At 73.0% G+C, this 18508-nt stretch carries 13 protein-coding genes; 5 read left to right on the forward strand and 8 right to left on the reverse strand.

Annotation, left to right across the window (positions count from 1 at the left end; all coding sequences use genetic code 11):
* Window positions 1-21: 21 nt before the first annotated feature.
* From AC2RP6_RS11570 to AC2RP6_RS11595, 6 genes are all read right to left on the reverse strand, one after another.
* Entirely contained in the window at window positions 22-1365 is a 1344-nt protein-coding gene (locus tag AC2RP6_RS11570) for an LLM class flavin-dependent oxidoreductase (protein ID WP_486446158.1), read from the reverse strand.
* Between the two features lie 77 nt (window positions 1366-1442).
* Window positions 1443-2369 carry an ABC transporter permease gene (locus tag AC2RP6_RS11575; RefSeq protein WP_486446159.1) on the reverse strand — a complete coding sequence of 309 codons (927 nt, stop codon included), beginning with the start codon at window positions 2367-2369 and terminating at the stop codon, window positions 1443-1445.
* Complete coding sequence (locus AC2RP6_RS11580; RefSeq protein ID WP_486446160.1) at window positions 2366-3190, reverse strand: ABC transporter ATP-binding protein; 825 nt, start codon at window positions 3188-3190, stop codon at window positions 2366-2368. The genes AC2RP6_RS11575 and AC2RP6_RS11580 overlap by 4 nt, the downstream gene beginning before the upstream one ends.
* A gap of 8 nt (window positions 3191-3198) precedes the next feature.
* Window positions 3199-4236 (reverse strand): ABC transporter substrate-binding protein, encoded by a 1038-nt coding sequence (locus AC2RP6_RS11585; protein WP_486446161.1) that lies wholly within the window; start codon window positions 4234-4236, stop codon window positions 3199-3201.
* 42 nt (window positions 4237-4278) lie between these two features.
* The gene (ssuE, locus tag AC2RP6_RS11590; protein WP_486446162.1) at window positions 4279-4872 is read right to left on the reverse strand and encodes an NADPH-dependent FMN reductase; all 594 of its coding nucleotides are present in this window, start codon (window positions 4870-4872) and stop codon (window positions 4279-4281) included.
* A 51-nt stretch (window positions 4873-4923) separates the two neighbouring features.
* Entirely contained in the window at window positions 4924-5907 is a 984-nt protein-coding gene (locus AC2RP6_RS11595; protein WP_486446163.1) for a TauD/TfdA dioxygenase family protein, read from the reverse strand.
* Between the two features lie 1185 nt (window positions 5908-7092).
* On the opposite strand from AC2RP6_RS11595, the gene AC2RP6_RS11600 reads away from it, so the two are divergent.
* From AC2RP6_RS11600 to meaB, 4 genes are read left to right on the forward strand one after another with little or no spacing between them, the layout of a single operon-like run.
* On the forward strand, window positions 7093-8334 hold the full coding sequence (locus tag AC2RP6_RS11600) for an ROK family transcriptional regulator (RefSeq protein ID WP_486450299.1): 1242 nt from the start codon (window positions 7093-7095) through the stop codon (window positions 8332-8334).
* Complete coding sequence (gene mutA, locus AC2RP6_RS11605) at window positions 8318-10183, forward strand: methylmalonyl-CoA mutase small subunit (RefSeq protein ID WP_486446164.1); 1866 nt, start codon at window positions 8318-8320, stop codon at window positions 10181-10183. Before AC2RP6_RS11600 ends, mutA begins: the two co-directional genes overlap by 17 nt.
* A complete protein-coding gene (scpA, locus tag AC2RP6_RS11610; protein WP_486446165.1) occupies window positions 10180-12366 on the forward strand; it encodes a methylmalonyl-CoA mutase in 2187 nt (728 codons plus the stop codon). Before mutA ends, scpA begins: the two co-directional genes overlap by 4 nt.
* Window positions 12367-12376: 10 nt before the next feature.
* A complete protein-coding gene (gene meaB, locus AC2RP6_RS11615) occupies window positions 12377-13366 on the forward strand; it encodes a methylmalonyl Co-A mutase-associated GTPase MeaB (RefSeq protein ID WP_486446166.1) in 990 nt (329 codons plus the stop codon).
* 43 nt (window positions 13367-13409) lie between these two features.
* Here meaB and AC2RP6_RS11620 read toward each other — a convergent pair whose 3' ends face one another.
* Window positions 13410-16775: an NACHT domain-containing protein gene (locus tag AC2RP6_RS11620; protein ID WP_486446167.1), complete on the reverse strand. Its 3366-nt coding sequence runs from the start codon at window positions 16773-16775 to the stop codon at window positions 13410-13412.
* 65 nt (window positions 16776-16840) lie between these two features.
* Window positions 16841-17842 (reverse strand): asparaginase, encoded by a 1002-nt coding sequence (locus tag AC2RP6_RS11625; RefSeq protein ID WP_486446168.1) that lies wholly within the window; start codon window positions 17840-17842, stop codon window positions 16841-16843.
* A 134-nt stretch (window positions 17843-17976) separates the two neighbouring features.
* Here AC2RP6_RS11625 and AC2RP6_RS11630 point away from each other — a divergent pair, with 134 nt between their 5' ends.
* Complete coding sequence (locus AC2RP6_RS11630) at window positions 17977-18432, forward strand: Lrp/AsnC family transcriptional regulator (RefSeq protein WP_486446169.1); 456 nt, start codon at window positions 17977-17979, stop codon at window positions 18430-18432.
* The last annotated feature ends 76 nt before the right edge of the window (window positions 18433-18508 follow it).

Here is an 18508-nt window from a genome sequence, read left to right on the forward strand (position 1 = left end):
CCGGGAGGTGGGGGCGGCCCGTCACGATGCGGCCGCCGCGTACCGGTTGGCCGGGCGGGGCAGGCCGTAGTTCTCGCGCAGGGTGCGCCCGGTGTACTCGGTACGGAAGAGTCCGCGGCGCTGGAGGATCGGCACGACCTGGTCGACGAAGTCGGTCAGGCCGGTGGGCAGGACCGGCGCCATGATGTTGAAGCCGTCGGCGGCGCCGCGGGTGAACCACTCCTCCAGCTGGTCGGCGATCTGCTCGGGCGTGCCGGCGAAGACCCGGTGGCCGCGGCCGGCGCCGAGGCGGGCGATCAGCTCGCGCAGGGTGAGGCCGTCGCGGCGGGCGAGCTCGGCGACGAGGGTGAAGCGGCTCTTGTTGCCGTTGATGTCGCGCTCCTCGGGCAGGTCGGGGAGCGGACCGTCCAGGGGCAGGCCGGTGAGGTCCACGCCCAGCATCCCGGAGAGCTGCGCGAGACCGTACTGCGGCACCTGGAGGTCGGTGAGCTCCTGCTCCAGGGCCTTCGCCTCGGCCTCGGTGGAACCGATGACGGGTGCGATGCCGGGCAGGACGAGGAGGTCGGACTCGGCGCGGCCGAAGCGGGCCAGGCGGGACTTGAGGTCCTTGTAGAAGGTCTGGCCGTCGGCGAGGGTCTGCTGGGCGGTGAAGACCGCCTCGGCGTACTGGGCGGCGAACTCCTTCCCGGACTCGGAGGAGCCCGCCTGCACGAGCAGCGGATGCCCCTGCGGGGAACGCGGGACGTTGAGCGGGCCGGCGACGCCGAAGTACTCGCCGCGGTGCGCGGCGGGGTGCAGCTTGTCGGTGTCGGCGTAGATGCCGGCCTCCTTGTCGAGGACGATCGCGTCGTCCTCCCAGCTGTCCCAGAGCTTGGTGGCGACGTCGAGGAACTCGCGGGCCCGGTCGTAGCGCAGGCCGTGCTCCAGGTGTTCGTCCCGGTTGAAGTTGCGCGCCTCGTCGAGGGTGCCGGAGGTGACGATGTTCCAGCCGGCCCGCCCGCCGCTGATGTGGTCGAGGGAGGCGAACTTCCGGGCGAGGTTGAAGGGTTCGTTGAAGGTGGTGGAGACGGTGGCGATGAGGCCGATGTGTTCGGTGACGGCGGCGATGGCGGAGAGCAGGGTGAGCGGCTCGAAACCGCCGAGGGCGTTGTAGCGGGCCTTGCCCCAGAGGGCGAGCCCGTCGGCGAAGAAGATGGAGTCGAGCCTGCCGCGCTCGGCGGTGCGGGCCAGTTCCTGGAAGTACGTCAGGTCGGTGACCCGTTCGGGGCTGCTGGCGGGGTGGCGCCAGGCGGCGTCGTGGTGCCCGGCGTTCATCAGGAAGGCGTTGAGGTGGAGGGTCCGGGGGGCGGACGCGGGAGCGGTCATGGCGGGTCCTCGTGGTTCCGGGTCGTGGGGCGGGGTCGTGGGGCGGGGCGGGGCGGGGGCGTCGGGGTGCGACGGCGTCAGGACGGGACGCGCCAGGTGCTGAGGCGGCGTTCGACGGTGACCAGCAGCTGGTTGAAGGCCACGCCGATGGCCGAGATGGTGACGATGCCCGCGTACATCTGCGGGATCGCGAAGTTGAACTGCGAGGCGTTGATCAGGTAGCCCAGGCCCGCCTTCGCGCCGATCATCTCGGCGGCGACGAGGACGAGGATGGAGACGGCGCCGGCGAGCCGGATGCCGGTGAAGACGGCCGGTACGGACGCCGGCAGGATCACCTTCTGGAAGAGCTTCGGGGTGGACAGGTCCATGGATCGGGCCAGCCGGACGAGGGTGGGGTCGGCGTTGCCGACGGCGCTGATGGTGTTCAGCAGGATCGGCCACACGCAGGCGTAGACGACGATGGACACCTTCGAGGTCTCGCCGATGCCGAGCAGCAGGACGAAGACGGGCAGCAGGGCCAGCGCGGCGGTGTTGCGGAACACTTCCAGCAGCGGGCCGAGCAGCGCGGCGAGCGGCCGGTACCAGCCGATGAGCAGCCCCAGCGGGACGGCCACGACGACGGCGATGCCGAAGCCCCCGAAGGAGCGCACCAGGCTGGCCCAGGTGTGCCGGCCGAGCTGGCCGTCGCCCAGCAGCTCCCACCATGCGGCGGCCACCTCGCTGACCGGCGGCAGGAAGGTGGGGTCGGCCAGGCCCAGCCGGGGCGCGGTCTCCCAGACGGCGAGGAGCGCGAGGATCGCCGCGGACCGCAGGGCGAGGGCCCGCAGCCGGCGCCCGAGCGCACCGAGGGGGCGCCGGGCCGTCCGGCCGCCGGGGTGGCCGGCCGCCGCGTCCGGCAGCGGCCGCCGTGCGGGCGCGGGGCCGCGTACCTTTCCGGCAGGGGTGGTGGGGGCGGGCGGGGCGGGCAGCACTGCGGGGGCAGCGGTGTCGGTTCCGGTGCTCATACGGAGGCCTCCTCCTTCTCCAGTTGCTGGGCGCGGGCCACCTCGTCGTGGAGGAGGGTCCAGATGTCGTGGCGGTAGCGGGCGAACTCGGGGCTGGAGCGCAGTTCCTCGCCCTGCGGACCGGCGGCGGAGGCGGCGCCCGGGCCCGTGCCCGGGCGGGTGTCGAAGGCGACGGGGACGATCTCCTTGATCCGGCCCGGCCGGGAGGTCATGACGGCGACCTTCTGGCCGAGGTACACGGCCTCCTCGATGCCGTGGGTGATGAAGACGACGGTCTTGCCGGTGCGCTGCCAGATGCGGCGCAGCTCGTCCTGGAGGGACTCGCGGGTCTGGGCGTCGAGAGCCGCGAACGGCTCGTCCATCAGCAGCACGTCCGGGTCGTACGCCAGCGAGCGGGCGATGGCGACGCGCTGGCGCATGCCGCCGGAGAGCTGGTGCGGGTGCCGGTCCTCGAAGCCGGACAGGCCGACGAGGTCCAGGAACTCCCGTGCGCGGGACTTGCGTTCGCGGCGGGGGACGCCCGTCGCCTCCAGGCCGAACTCGACGTTGCCCAGGGCCGTCCGCCACGGCAGCAGTGCGTACTGCTGGAAGACGATGCCCCGGTCGAGGCCCGGCCCGGTGACGGGTTCGCCGTCGAGCAGGATGCGGCCGGCCGTCGGGGTGGACAGTCCCCCGAGGAGGTCCAGCAGGGTGGACTTGCCGCAGCCGCTGGGGCCGACGACCACGAGGAACTCGCCGCTCTCGATCTCCAGGTCGATGCCGTCGAGGGCCGTGAAGTCCCCGAAGGCCTTGCGGACTCCTTCGAACACGATCTTCGCCATGGCCGTCGTCACCCCTTCCCGTATCCGTTGAACTCGTTGGTGTAGAGGTCGGTCGCCTTCAGCCGGCCCTCCTTGATGTCGCCGCGCTCGGCGAGCCAGTCCAGCCAGATCTGGAACTCCTTGTCGGAGATCCGGCCGCCGGCCTCCGCGACGCCGTACGAGCGCCAGTACTTGAGGGTCGCGGTGTCCTCGTTGCGGCCGCGCCTGGTGACGATGTCCGTCATCCGGGCGATGACCTGCTCGTGGGGCGTGGTGCGGGACCACTCGATGGCCTTGCCGACGCCGGTGACGAACGCCCGGACGGTGTCGGGGTTCTCCCTGACGAAGCGCTTCGTCATCACGTAGCTGCCCGCGCTGAACGGGCCGAGCAGCTCGAAGTCGGTGAAGAGCGGGCGGATCCCGCCGGCGGCGAGGGCCTTGTCGCGCAGTACGCCGCCCAGTACGGCGACGTCGATCTGCTTCTGTCTGAGGACCTGTTCGGTGTTGACGGGCGGGACGACCAGGGATTCGACCTTGGCCGCGTCCGTCGTCGACACCCCGTTGCGCTTCAGGTAGATCTCCAGCATGGCCTGGGCGTGTGCGCCCAGGGTGTTCATGCCGACCTTCTTGCCGATCAGGTCGCGCGCGGACCGGAGGGGGCTGTCCTCCAGGACGTAGTAGCCGCTGTAGGAGTACTGGTCGGAGCCGTAGTAGGAGATGACCGAGGTGATCGGGGCCTTGCTGCTCGCCAGTTTGACGACGGCGCCGTTGAAGGCGCCGCCGAAGTGGATCTGCCCGGTGGCGGCCGACTGGATGTCCTGGGGGCCGCTGATGGTGTTGCCGACCCACTCCAGCTCGACGTCGCCGAGATAGCCCAGGTCGGCGGCGAGTTCGGGGAGCGTGACGGCTCCCACGCTGCCCTGGTACTTGAGGGTGGTGACCTGTCCGCCGGAGCCGGATCCCCCGCCGGCGGTGGCAGTGCCGCAGCTCACCGCGGCCGCCGAGATGCCGAGCAGGGTCAGGAACTGGCGCCGGGAGGTGGTGGTCGAGGTGAGTGCTGCGGGCATGACGGTTCCTTGTCGGTACGGGTCGTGAGGGCGGGGACGGGCTTACGAGGCGGGTGCCAGCGCGGTGACGGGGGCCGGCGGAGGGGCGGCGGACAGGGGGCTCGCGGTGCGCAGCGCGTCCGCGAACTCGTCGACGGCCTGCAGGAGGTCGATCTCCGCCTCCGGCCGCAGCCGGTCGGGACCGGAGCCGCGTTCGACGGAGGAGTCCAGGACGAACCGGCCGGCGGTGACGTGCCGGGCGCCGAGCGCGGAGAGCACGGGGCGCAGGGCGTAGTCGATGGTCAGGACATGGGCGAGGCTGCCGCCGGTGGCGAGGGGCAGGATGGTTTTGCCGACGAGGCCGTCCTGCGGGAGCAGGTCGAGGAAGGCCTTCAGCAGGCCGGTGTACGAGGCCTTGTAGACCGGGGTCGCGATGATCAGGCCGTCTGCCTCGGCGACGGCTTCGAGGGCCCGGCGGATCTCCGGTTCGCCGCGGCGGGCGGCGAGCAGGTCGGCGGCGGGCAGGTCGCGCACGGCCAGGGCGGCGGTGTCGAAGCCGGGGTGGGACCGGGCCAGGTGGCGCAGGGCGTGGCCGGCGACGACTGCGGTACGGGAGTGGGCGGAGGGGCTGCCGGTGAGGGCGAGCAGCTTGGGCACGGGGGCTCCTTGGGCGGCGTACGGGCGGGGCGGCCTGCGGGGTGGGCCGGATCAGACGGCGGAGGCGGCGGGGGTGGCGGTGGGGGCGGTGGGGGCCGAGGCGCCGGAGGCGATGCCGAAGGAGGGGGCCGGGACGGTGTCCGGGCTGATCAGGCGGGACGGGGCACCGTCGGGGCCGACCGGGACGTCGCCGTCGACGGTGACGCGGCGCAGGGTGCGCTCGTGGTCGTCGGAGTCGTCCACGCCGTAGTGCTGGGTGGCACGGTTGTCCCAGATCGCGACGTCGCCGGGCTGCCACTGCCAGCGGACGGTGTTCTCGGGGCTCTCGATGTGCGCCTGGAAGAGGTCGAGGAGCGCACGGCTGTCACGGCCGGTGAGTCCCTGGATCCGCTGGACGAAGTTGCCGAGCAGCAGGGTGCGCTCGCCGGTCTCGGGGTGGACGCGGACCACCGGGTGCTCGGTGAGGAATGTGGTGGAGGTGAACACCTCGCGGTACTGGGCCAGGGCCTCGGGGAGCGCGTCGGGCCTGAGGGCGGCGTAGTCGTACTCGTTGGAGTGGACCGCGCGCAGGCCGTCGGCCAGGGCGCGGAGCGGCTCGGGGAGGCCGGCGTAGGCGGTGGCGGTGTTGGCCCAGAGGGTGTCGCCGCCGTACGGGGGGATGGTCACGGCACGGAGGACGGAGAAGGCGGGGTAGGCGGGGACGAAGGTGACGTCGGTGTGCCACTGGTTGGCGCGGGCGCCGTGGTGGGAGTCGATGCCGAGGGCGTAGCGGCCGTCCGCCGAGGGGACGGTGGGGTGCGCGACGGGCGCGCCCAGCCGCTCGGCGAAGGCCTCGTGGGCGGCCTCGTCGAGGTGTCCCTGGTCCCGGAAGAAGACGACCTTGTGGGACAGCAGGGCGGCCCGGATCCCGGCGACGTCGGCATCGGGCAGGTCCCCGCCGAGCCGCACGCCGCCGATCTCGGCGCCGATGCGCCCGCCGATCTTGTGGACGGTGAGGGTGGGGGTGTCGGTGTGGGTGGCAGTGGCCGTGGCCATGGTGACTCCTTGGTGGGGCCGCGCCGCGGAGTTATTTCCGCAGCGGAAGAAATGGGGTGAGGCGGTTGCGCCGTGCGGGTGCCGGTGCGGGTGCGGATGCGGGGTGTTGTCGGGGCGTGGAGTGGTGTGCGGAGGCGGCGCGGAGGCGGCGCGGAGGGGCCGGGCGGTGGCGGACCGGGGACGCGGAGGTCCCCCGGTCCGGCGGACGGGCGTCCTGGGGCCGCCGCCCCGTCGCACCGGTCGGCCCGTCGCCCCGCGGGACGTGGTGGACCGGTCGGAAGGTGGACCAATGGAACGCGGACCGCCGGAACGCGGGGCCGGTGAGGCCCGTGGCTGCGTGCCGCGGACCGAGCGGCGCGCAGCGCCCGGCCCGGCCAGGCCCGCCGGGGTGGCGGGGCGCTCGCCCCGCGGGGCGGTCGGCCCGCGGCCACCGGCGGCGGTGCGGGTCCCGGCCGGGCGCCCGAGGGGGCTGCCCGGGATCTACCGGGGCGCGGCGATCAGGGGCGGCAGGGGGCCGGACAAGTGGCCGGACAGCGGCCCGGACACTGGCCCGGCGCGGTGCGGTGGCCGGGGGTGCGGAGCCGCGGGGCGAGGACTTCGTTCGCGGACATGTCCCGGAGCGTGTCAGCGGCCCCGACCCGGGTCAACCCCCTTCCACGACCACCCGCCCTGCCCGTCACCCACCCTCGCACCCACCCCGCACACCCCCTGCGACCTGCTCTTTCCCCGTACGTCGACGCAGGCACCACCCCACCCCAGCGGCCGAAAACAGTGGCCGGATTTCATGCCCCCGCAATGCCACCGCCACGCGTTCGCCGGATCCGCGGCCGGGCCGGCCGCGCGAGGAGGCCACCAGGCACCGGCAGTGAACCGGGATGCGCACCCGGCACCGTGCCGCCGCCCGGGCGAGGCCCCAAGGACCCGCACGCGGCAGACGCCCGGCACCACCAGGCACCAGTGGTGCACGCACCCGGCACGGTCAGCCGCCCCACCCGTCCAGCGCCCCGCAGGAACGGGCACGGCCGCCCCGGGCGAGGCCCCAAGGACCCGCACGCGGCAGACGCGAGGACGCCACCGGGCACCGGTGGCGCGCGCACCCGCCGCCCCGTGCGCCGAGCGCCCCGCAGGGGACGCGGCATGATCGGGGGACGTGCCCCCCCGACCCGAGGAGACCGTGTGACGCGTATGGCCGGTGACAGCCGGGCGGCCGCCAATGCCGCCGCCGTGCTGCGGACGGTGCTCGACCACGGGCCGGTGGCACGCAGCGACGTCGCCGGGCGCAGCGGGCTGAGCGCGGCGGCCGTGTCACGGCAGACGACCGGGCTGCTCCGGGCCGGGCTGCTGCGCGAGCTGGCCGGGCCCGGGGGCGGCGTGGGGCGGCCGCGGGTCCCCCTGAACCTGCACACCGGGGCGGTCGGCGGGCCGGTCGCGGCCGGGCTGCACATCGGCGTACCCGGCTCAACCTTCAGCCTCGTCGACCTGCGGGGCCGCCTGCTGGCCCGGCGTGCCGTCCCCCACGGGGGCCGCGATCCGGCCGGGCTGTCCGGCGGGATCGCCGCGGAACTGGGCCGGTTCCTCGCCGCGTTCGACACGGGGCGGCCGCTGCTCGGCGTCGGCGCGGCGCTGGGCGGCTGGGTCCGGCCCGACGAGGGGCTCGTCGTGCACCATCCGGTGCTGGGGTGGCGGCGTATGCCGCTGGCCGCCGAGTTGTCCGGTGCCCTCGGGCTGCCGGTGCGGATCGACAACCACGCCCGGGCCGTCGCGCGGGCGGAGATCCTCTTCGGCCGGCCCGAGGCCCGGCGGAGCCTGGTGCACCTGTTCATCGGCAACGTCGTCGACGCCGCGTTCGGGATCGAGGGCGCCGTGCACCAGGGCCCCGGTTCCGCGGCCGGGGACGTGGCGCACCTGCCGGTGCCCGGGGCGTCCGTGCCGTGTGCGTGCGGACGTACCGGCTGCCTCCAGGCGGCCGCCTCCGACACGGCGCTCGGCGCCGAGGCGGTGCGCCGCGGGATCGTGCCGGACCCGTCGGTCCCGCTGCTGGTGGACGCGGCGGCCGCCGGGGACCCGCGCGCCGACCTGCTGCTGCGCGAGCGGGCCCGGGCGGTGGGCCGTGCGGCGTCCCTTCTGTTGGATGTCTTCAATCCGGCGGTCATGGTCGTGACCGAGCTGGCGAGCGTCCTGCACGAGGGATACCTGGAGGAGGTGCGGGCCGCGGCGGTGGAGCTCTCGCACGTCTGCGACGACCCCGAACGGATCGTGGTCCCGCACGCGGGTCCGGCGGTGCTCCCGGAGGCCGCGGCAACCGTGCTGCTCAGCCGGGTGTTCCAGGATCCCCTCGGTGCGGTCCGAGAGGGGGAGATCACACCCGTCGGTATGGTGCCACCTGAGCGCGCTCCCCTACATTCGAGCCATGACGGTCCTGCCTGACGACGGGCTCTCCCTGGCCGCCGAGTTCCCTGACGCGACGCATGAGCAGTGGCAGCGCCTTGTAGAAGGCGTACTGCGCAAGTCGGGCAAGGAAGCATCCGGCGAGGCCGCAGAAGATGCGCTGTCCACCCGACTCGAGGACGGGCTCACCACCCGCCCGCTGTACACCGCGCCGCCCGAGGGGACGGTTCCCGACACCGGTTTTCCCGGCTTCGCCCCCTTCGTCCGCGGAGGCCGGCCGGAAGGCACCACCGCGAACGGCTGGGACGTGCGCCAGCGCCTCGTGGGCACCGATCCGCAGCGCCTGAACGAGGCGGCCCTCGCCGACCTGGAGAACGGGGTCACCTCCCTCTGGCTCACCGTGGGCACGGGCGGGATCCCGGCCGGCGGTCTCGCCCGTGCCCTGGACGGCGTCTACCTCGACCTCGCCCCGATCGCGCTGGACGCCGGCGCCGACTACGCGGGGGCGGCCCGCGCCCTGCTGGACCTGTTCGCCGAGCGTTCGGTGGCTCCGGAGGCCGTGCGGGCCTCGCTGGGCGCCGACCCGCTCGGCCACGAGGCCCGCACCGGCGAGGCGCTGGACCAGGCCGCCGCCGTGGACCTGGCCCGGGAGGCCGCCGCCGGTCTGCCGGGGGTGCGCGCCCTGACCGTGGACGCCCTGCCGTACCACGAGGCCGGCGGCAGCGCCGCCGAGGAGCTGGGGCTGTCGCTGGCCACCGGCGTCGCCTACCTGCGCGCCCTCTCCGCAGGTGGGCTGAGCGTCGAAGCCGCGCTCGGGCAGCTGGAGTTCCGTTACGCCGCCACCGCCGACCAGTTCCTCACCATCGCCAAGTTCCGTGCGGCGCGCCGGCTGTGGGCGCGGATCGCCGAGGTCTCGGGGGCCCCGGAGGCCGGTGCCCAGCTCCAGCACGCCGTCACCTCGCCGGTGATGATGACCCGCCGTGACCCGTGGGTGAACATGCTGCGCACCACCGTCGCCTGCATGGCCGCCGGCGTCGGCGGCGCCGACTCGGTCACCGTGCTGCCCTTCGACAGCGAGCTCGGCCTGCCGGACGCGTTCGCGCGCCGCATCGCCCGCAACACCTCCACGATCCTGCTGGAGGAGTCGCACCTGGCCCGGGTGATCGACCCGGCCGGCGGTTCGTACTACGTCGAGCGCCTCACCGACGAACTCGCCCACGCCGCATGGAAGTTCTTCCAGACGCTGGAGAAGGCCGGCGGCCTGGCCGCCGCGCTGCGCTCCGGACTGGTCGCCGAACGGCTCGCCGCCACCTGGGCGGAGCGTTCCAGGAAGCTGGCCAAGCGCCGCGAACCGATCACCGGTGTCAGCGAGTTCCCGCTGCTGTCGGAGAAGCCGGTCGTCCGCGAGCCCGCGCCCGCCGCCCCCACGGGCGGACTGCCGCGCGTACGGCGCGACGAGGCGTACGAGGCCCTGCGCGCCCGCAGCGACGCGCACCTGGCGGCGACCGGCGCCCGCCCGCGGATCTTCCTCGCCGCGCTGGGCCCGGCGGCCGCGCACACCGCGCGCGCCACCTTCGCCTCGAACCTGTTCCAGGCGGGCGGTGTCGAGTCCGTGCACGACCCGGTGTCCGTGGACGCGACGACGGCCGCCGAGGCGTACGCCGCGAGCGGCGCCGACGGCATGGCCGTGCTCTGTTCCAGCGACGCGCTGTACGAGGAGCAGGCCGCGGCGGTGGCCGGGGCGCTGCGCGCCGCGGGCGCCACGACCGTTTTCCTGGCCGGCCGGCCGGGCACCGCAGAGGCTTCCGTGGACGAGTACGTCTTCGCCGGCTGTGACGCCGTCGCCGTGCTGTCCTCCGTACTCGACCGGATGGGAGTGCCCGCATGAGCATCCCCGATTTCTCCGAGCTGGCGCTCGGCCCCTCCGTCGCCGCACCGGTCTCCGAGGAGCAGTGGCGGTCCTCGGTGAAGGAGTCCACCGGCACCGCTGCCGCCGACCTGCTGTGGGAGACGCCCGAGGGCATCGGCGTCAAGCCGCTCTACACCGGGCGGGACACCGAGGGCCTGGACTTCCTGCGGACGTATCCGGGCGTGGCCCCGTACCTGCGCGGCCCGTACCCGACGATGTACGTCAACCAGCCCTGGACGATCCGGCAGTACGCCGGCTTCTCCACGGCCGAGGAGTCGAACGCCTTCTACCGGCGCAATCTGGCGTCCGGCCAGAAGGGCCTGTCGGTGGCGTTCGACCTGCCCACGCACCGTGGCTACGACAGCGACCACCCGCGCGTGACCGGTGACGTCGGCATGGCGGGCGTGGCGATCGACTCGATCTACGACATGCGGCAGCTGTTCGACGGGATCCCGTTGGACAGGATGTCGGTGTCGATGACGATGAACGGCGCGGTGCTGCCGGTCCTCGCGCTCTACATCGTGGCGGCGGAGGAGCAGGGCGTCTCCCCCGACAAGCTCGCCGGGACCATCCAGAACGACATCCTCAAGGAGTTCATGGTCCGCAACACCTACATCTATCCGCCCGGACCCTCGATGCGGATCATCTCCGACATCTTCGCGTTCACCTCGCAGAGGATGCCCCGGTACAACTCGATCTCCATCTCCGGCTACCACATCCAGGAGGCCGGGGCCACGGCCGACCTGGAGCTGGCGTACACCCTCGCGGACGGTGTGGAGTACCTGCGGGCGGGGCAGGCCGTCGGGCTGGACGTGGACGCGTTCGCGCCGCGCCTGTCGTTCTTCTGGGCGATCGGCATGAACTTCTTCATGGAGGTCGCGAAGCTGCGCGCGGCCCGCCTGCTGTGGGCGCGGCTGGTCAAGCAGTTCGACCCGAAGAACGCCAAGTCGCTGTCGCTGCGCACGCATTCGCAGACCTCGGGCTGGTCGCTGACCGCGCAGGACGTCTTCAACAACGTGACGCGCACCTGCATCGAGGCGATGGCGGCGACCCAGGGCCACACCCAGTCGCTGCACACCAACGCGCTCGACGAGGCCCTCGCCCTGCCGACGGACTTCTCGGCGCGCATCGCCCGCAACACCCAGCTGCTGCTGCAGCAGGAGTCGGGGACCTGCCGGTCGATCGACCCGTGGGGCGGCAGCGCGTACGTCGAGAAGCTGACGTACGACCTGGCGCGGCGGGCCTGGCAGCACATCGAGGAGGTCGAGGCGGCCGGCGGCATGGCGCAGGCCATCGACGCGGGCATCCCGAAGCTGCGCGTGGAGGAGGCCGCGGCGCGTACGCAGGCGCGGATCGACTCCGGCCGGCAGCCAGTGATCGGCGTCAACAAGTACCGTGTGGAGAACGACGAGGCGATCGACGTCCTCAAGGTCGACAACTCCTCGGTGCGCTCCCAGCAGATCGCCAAGCTGCGGCGGCTGCGCGAGGAGCGGGACGAGGCGGTCACCCAGGACACCCTGCGGGCGCTGACCAACGCGGCCGAGCGCGGCGACGGCAACCTCCTCGCCCTGGCGGTGGACGCGGCGCGCGCGAAGGCGACCGTCGGTGAGATCTCGGACGCACTGGAGAAGGTGTACGGGCGCCACGCGAGCCAGATCCGTACGATCGCGGGCGTGTACCGAAACGAAGCGGGCGAGTCCCCGTCGGTGGAGCGCACGCGTGCGCTGGTGGACCGGTTCGAGGAGGCGGAGGGACGTCGTCCGCGCATCCTGGTCGCCAAGATGGGCCAGGACGGCCACGACCGGGGCCAGAAGGTGATCGCGACCGCGTTCGCCGACCTGGGCTTCGACGTGGACGTCGGCCCGCTGTTCCAGACCCCGGCGGAGGTGGCCCGCCAGGCCGTCGAGGCGGACGTCCACGTGGTGGGCGTGTCGTCGCTGGCGGCCGGCCACCTGACCCTCGTACCGGCGCTGCGCGAGCAGCTGGCGGAGGAGGGCCGCGAGGACATCATGATCGTCGTGGGTGGGGTGATCCCGCCCGCCGATGTCCCGACGCTGCTGGAGATGGGCGCCACCGCGGTGTTCCCGCCCGGAACGGTCATCCCGGACGCGGCCCACGACCTGGTGACGCGGCTCGCCGCGGACCTGGGCCACGAGCTGTAGGCGGGCGCCGGTGCCGAAGATCGACATCGAGGCCTACGCGAAGGGGGTGCTCGACGGGAAGCGCGCGTTCATCGCGCGGGCGATCACCCTCGTCGAGTCCACCCTGCCCGCTCACCGGGCGCTCGCGCAGGGCCTGTTGACGGAACTGCTGCCGCACGCGGGGCGGGCCCGGCGGATCGGCATCAGCGGGGTGCCGGGGGTGGGCAAGTCCACCTTCATCGACGCGTTCGGCACGATGCTGACGGGGCTCGGCCACCGGGTGGCGGTGCTCGCGGTGGACCCGTCGTCGACGCGTACGGGCGGCTCCATCCTGGGTGACAAGACCCGGATGGAGCGGCTGTCGGTGGACCCGGCGGCGTTCGTACGGCCGTCGCCGTCGGCGGGCACGCTGGGCGGGGTCGCCAAGGCCACCCGCGAGTCGATGATCGTGATGGAGGCGGCGGGCTACGACGTGGTCCTCGTCGAGACGGTCGGTGTGGGCCAGTCGGAGACGACGGTGGCGGGGATGGTGGACTCCTTCCTGCTGCTCTCCCTGGCCCGTACGGGCGACCAGTTGCAGGGCATCAAGAAGGGTGTCCTGGAGCTGGCCGACGTCCTGGCGGTGAACAAGGCGGACGGCCCGCACGAGCGCGATGCGAAGGCCGCGGCCCGTGAACTGTCGGGCGCGCTGCGGCTGATGCACCCGGTGGACGCGGCGTGGACGCCGCCGGTCCTGACGTGCAGCGCCCGGGAGTCGACGGGCCTGGACGAGGTCTGGAACCGCCTGGAGCAGCACCGGACCCTGCTGGAGGCGGGGGGCCGGCTGACGGCGAAGCGGGCGGCGCAGCAGGTGGAGTGGACCTGGTCGATGGTCCGCGACGAGCTCCTGGAACGCCTGCGGGCGGACCCTGCGGTACGCGACCTCGCGCCGGAGCTGGAGGCCGAGGTCCGGGCGGGCTCGCTCACCCCGACCTCGGCGGCGGACCGCATCCTGGCGGCGTTCGGCAACCCGGCCGGCTGACGCCCGCCGGGCCCGGGCGGCCTCCCCGCGGGAGGCCGCCCGGTCAGGTGAAGTACAGCCGTACCGTCGGCGGCAGCAGCTCGGTCCCACGGACCCGGTCACGGCTCGTCAGGATGTGGGCCTCCTTCAGACCGGGGAGTCCTGCCAGCGGACCGATGTCGATACCGGCGTCGCCTTCGGTCCTCAGCTTTCCCAGGAAGCGGCACTCGCCGAGCCCGGGGAACGCCAGCGGTAGTCTCCGGACCACCATCTGCAGGAGCTTCTCCCCGCAACCACCGTCGAGCGTGAGGCTTTTGACACCCGGCAGGGTCATGCCCGCCGGCATGGCACCGATCGAGGCGACGGACACCCTGAGGTCGCCGAGGCCGTGCAGGGCCCGGATCTCCTGCCAGTCCGCGGCCGAGGCCGGACTGGACTCGGCGTTGAGGACGAGGCGCCCCAGGCCGGGGAGCGAGCCGAGCCCGTCGAGTCCGTGCGCGGGGCTCGCTTCACCTCGTACCAGCAACCTCTTGAGAGGGGCGCTCGCGGGCAGTGACCGTGGCGACCAGCACAGACCGGCCGGGCCGTCGATGTTCAGCGCCTCCAGATGCCCCAGCTGTGCGACGGCGCGAAGGTCGAGGTCCGTCCGTGCCGTCGCGATGGACAGTCGGCGAATCGGAAGGCCGCCGATGGCGGAAAGGTCCGTCAGCTCCGGACAGCCGTCGATGTCGAGCGTGTGCAGCATGGACTGCCCCCGCAGGCATTCCAGACCGGACGACGTGGAGCCGGCGAACGTGATCGTCTGGAGGCCGTGCCGGCCGAGGTAGGCCGTCAGGGCCCCGGCGGACACGCCGCTCCTGACGATCAGGCCCTCCGGCCGGACGGCGAGACGTTCCAGCTGGTCCAGCTGGTCATCGGACCGGACGGTGTACTGCAGACCCGCCGGATCGAGGTGTGCCACGACCTCGTCGGCGTACTCGGCGCTGTCGAAGCGCGGCCAGGCCAGGAGGAGTTCGGAACGGACCGGCGGCCAGGGGTGTTCCACGAACTGCGCGAGGTAGGACACGGCGGAGTCGGATCCGACCCGGGAGGCCGCGATCACCACGTGGTACGCGTCCATGTCGTCGAGCTTCTCCGGGCCCGGGAGCAGGCTCAGGAGCAGCGGGCCGACCTTCGCCAGGGCTCGGGCCTCCTCCGCGTTCGCCGGGGGGACGAGGGTGGCGGTGCGCGCTTCGACGGCGGCGCGTACGTCGGGGTCGAGGGTGGTGGCGTGCTCGAGGCAGGCGGCGGCGAGCAGGTAGATGCGGGCGCGGGTGCGCTGGTCGGAGGATTTCTCGCCGCGGGCGAGGAGGTCGCGGATGATCGTGACGCGCTCCGTGGGCCGGGCGAGGGCGACCGCCATCCGGATGACGTCCTCCCACTGGTCGTCGTCGGCGTGGTCGGTGAGGAGGCCGAAGTCGCCCTCCTCGACCGCGGCCCGTGCGCCGAGGAAGTCCTGGAAGGTGCGGTGGACGAACTCCACCGCGGCGGGAGCGGGTGCGCGCAGGAGTCCGCTGCGCTGGAGGAAGTACTCGAAGACGCCGGACGCGTCGCCCAGGGCGGCGGCCTCCTGAACCGCGGGCAGGGCCCGCGCGATGATCTTCTCGGCGCGGGAACGGTCCATCTCCGTGCGGCCGTTCTTGATCAGCCAGTAGGCGAGGCGTTGCAGCAGGTCGAGTTGCGGTTCCTCCCGCAAGTCCGGGACGTCCATGTCGCGTTCGCGGTCGCGGCGGCTCAGCAACATGGAGAGGGCCGCTTCGTAGAGGTCCTTGCGGCCGTGCGGGAGGTAACCGTTGCGGTCGCGGTGGAGGGCGCAGATCAGGCCGCACATCAGCGGGTTCGTGGCGAGCCGTCCGAGGTCGGGCTTGGTCCGTACGGCGGTGAGGAGCTGGCTCTCGTACGTACGGAGTTTCGTGTCCGCGTCCCCGCCCTCGCGGGCGGCGGTGTGCCACCGCTTGATGAACGTGGCGACCTCCGCCCGGCCCATGGCGGAGAGGGTCAGCTCGGTGAAGTCCTCCTCGGCGAGCCAGCCCGCGCCGACGGCGGAGGGGCGGGAGGTGACGAGCCAGCGGTTGTCCCCGTCGTAGGTGTCCATGAGGTCCCGCAGCCAGCCGCGGGTGCGTCTGCGTTCCGCGTCGGGGATCTCGTCGATCCCGTCGACGAGGACGAGGCCGCGGCCCGCCGCCAGGACGCGATGGGCCCATCCGGCGGGCTGGGCGGCGCCGAGGGAACAGCCGGCGGCGGCCAGGAAGTCCCCTGGTGCGGGCAGTCGTTCGCCGTGACGGGTGAGGGTGCGCAGGGGCAGGACGAAGGGGATGCGGTCGTCCAGGTACTCCATCTGCGGGGTCAGCTCCTGCCGGGCGGCGGTGACGGCCAGCCACTGGACGAGGGTGGTCTTGCCGGACCCGGCCTCGCCCCGGAGGAGGACCCGCGCGCTGTCGGCCAGGGCCAGGTCGGCGGGCTTCGGCGCCAGCACCTGGAGCAGCGACTGCACCTGCGTCTGCGGCCCTCCCTTCTGGCTGATCCAGGACCACGCCTGTCGGACCGGGCCCGACACGGAGGGGGGCATGTGCGCGCCGAGGATCGCTGCCGCTGCCTTCCGGTCGGCGAGGACGTCGGGGTCGTTCTGCACCGCCGCGAGCCGTGCGCGCAGTTCGGAAGCGCTCTGACCCTGCAGGCTCGGAAGGGAGGTGGCTTCCAGGCTCAGGTACGCCGCGTCCAGCGGCCACCGGGTGGGTGAGGTGCTCAGGTCGATCCCGTAGATGGTCAGCCGGCCGTACCTCTTCGCCACGTACGGGAGGTACAGCTGCTCGAACGCCGCGTCCTCGGCGCCGGGGAGGGGGTCCCGGCGGATCAGTTCGTCGACCTTGGCCGTCAGCTCGGCGAGCCCACGGGTCTGTTCCACCAGCGCGTGGGCCACGAAGGTCGAGCGCTGCGTGAAGAACTGCAGGATGTGCGGGCAGGCGGCGTCGACGAGGCGCTCGTAGAAGTACGTGGCGTCGGAGCCGAGTTCACGCTCGGGACGGCCGCTCACGCGGCGCAGTTCCCGGGCGAAGTCCGCGGAGCCGAGGCGGACGGCGTCCAGGTCGGTCATCGTCAGGTCGCCCAGGCCGTGCAGGGTCTGCGCGAGGGCGTCGGTGACGGCCTGCTCCTCGTCCGCGGGGATGGGGCGCTCGCCGGTGCGCAGGGCCTGTTTCACCAGTTTGTGGGCCAGTGACCGGAGATCGGATTCCGTCAGCGAGCGCTTCTCGCCCGTGAAGGACACGTAGCTGCTGATGCGGACCGGTTTGTCGACGAGGCCGGCGCCTCCGCCCTCGCTGACGAACAGCTTTCTGACGAGGGGGCCGACGACCGAGGTGGCCAGTCGGATGCCGATGGTGCCGGGCTCCATGCAAACCCCCGCAGCGTAGCGACCGTTGGGGGGAGCCTAACGGTCGCGTACGCCGCTCGGAGGGGTTACGCCTCGACGAGCACCGAGCCGTCCGGGGTGACGGACTCGCGGAGGATACGGGCCTGTTCGGTGGTGTCGCCGGTGGCGAGGAGGGCGGACAGGACCGCGATGCGGGCCTGTCCGGCGCGCAGGGTGCCGGTCGGGACCGCGCCGGCCGCGACGAGGTCGACCGCTCCGCCGTGCGTGTAGATCTCGGTGACCGGGCCGGCCATGACGCGCGTGGTGAGGGCGACGAGCACCCCGCGGGCGACGGCGGCACGGACGGCTTCGACGATCTCCGGGGTGGCGTTGCCCGCGCCGGTGCCGATGAGGACGATGCCGCGGGCGCCTGCCTCGACGGCGGCGTTCAGGAGCGCCGGGTCGGCGTCGGCGTGGTGCATCACCATGTCGACGCGCGGCGGGAGTTCGGGCATCGCGGGCAGCGGGAGCGCGGCCGGGCGCTGGGGTGTGCGCAGGATGGCGACCTTGCCGAAGCCGATCTTCCCGAGCAGTTCCTTGGACGGGTCGGCGAACGCGTCCAGGTCCACGGCCTGCGTCTTCACGGTGCCGCGTGCGGCGTGGACCCGACCGGCGAAGGCGATCAGGACGCCCAGCCCGCGGGTGGTGGCGGCGGTGAGCAGGGCGTCGTAGAGGTTGCCCGGTCCGTCGCCGTCGGCGGTGCCCATGGGGCGCTGCGAGCCGGTGAAGACGACGGGGCGCGGGTCGTGGTGGTGGAGGTCGACGAGGAACGCCGACTCCTCCAGGGTGTCGGTGCCGTGGGTGACGACGATGCCGTCGACGCCGGGGTCGGCGAGGACCTCGTGGACGGTGCGCAGGAGGGTGAGCTGGTGCGCGGTGGTGAGGCGGGGGCTGTTCACGCTGAACAGGTCGACGACCTCGACGGTCATGCCCTCGGGCAGCGGCGCCGTGGCGATGACCTCGCTCCCGTCGGCGTCCGCGGCGAAGCCGGAGCCCTGCCAGCGGCTGGCTATCGTGCCGCCGGTGCTGATGACGACGATCCGTCCCATGCTGCGTGGCCGCCCTCTCCCTCGTGTCCCACTCGTACATTTGTACTCAAAGCAGCAATGATAGAGCGATCTGTGCGCAATATGCTTGCGTCTTCCGCCGCGGTGGACGAGTAGGCGTGGGTGATAATTGCGCCATGGACGCCATTGATCGCGATATCTTGCGCGAGCTCCAGGCCGATGGGCGGCTGAGCAACCAGGAACTCGCCCAGCGCGTGGGACTGACCCCGTCCCCGTGCATGCGCCGGGTGCGCCAGCTGGAGCAGGACGGGGTGATCCAGGGCTACCGCGCGGTGATCGATCCCGAGGCGGTCGAGCGCGGCTTCGAGGTGCTCGTGTCGGTCGAGGTGCGCCGTGACCGCGAGGCGGTCGAGGCCTTCGAGGCCGCCCTCCAGGACATTCCCGACGTGATCGAGGCGTACCGCCTCTTCGGCAGCCCGGGCTGCCTGCTGCGGATCGCGGTCGCGGACCTGCGCGCGTACGAGCGGCTGTGGATCGAGAAGCTGACCGCCCTCACCGGCATCACCGAGGTCAACTCGCAGATCATCATGAAGCGCATCAAGGAGCCGACGGGGCTGCCGGTCGAGCGCTGACCGTCATGCCGACCGGTCCGGGACGACGACCCGCGGGAACGCCCGTGCGCCGACGGCCGTGGAAGCCGTCGGCGCA

The organism is Streptomyces sp. WAC03905 (genome assembly GCF_057371075.1).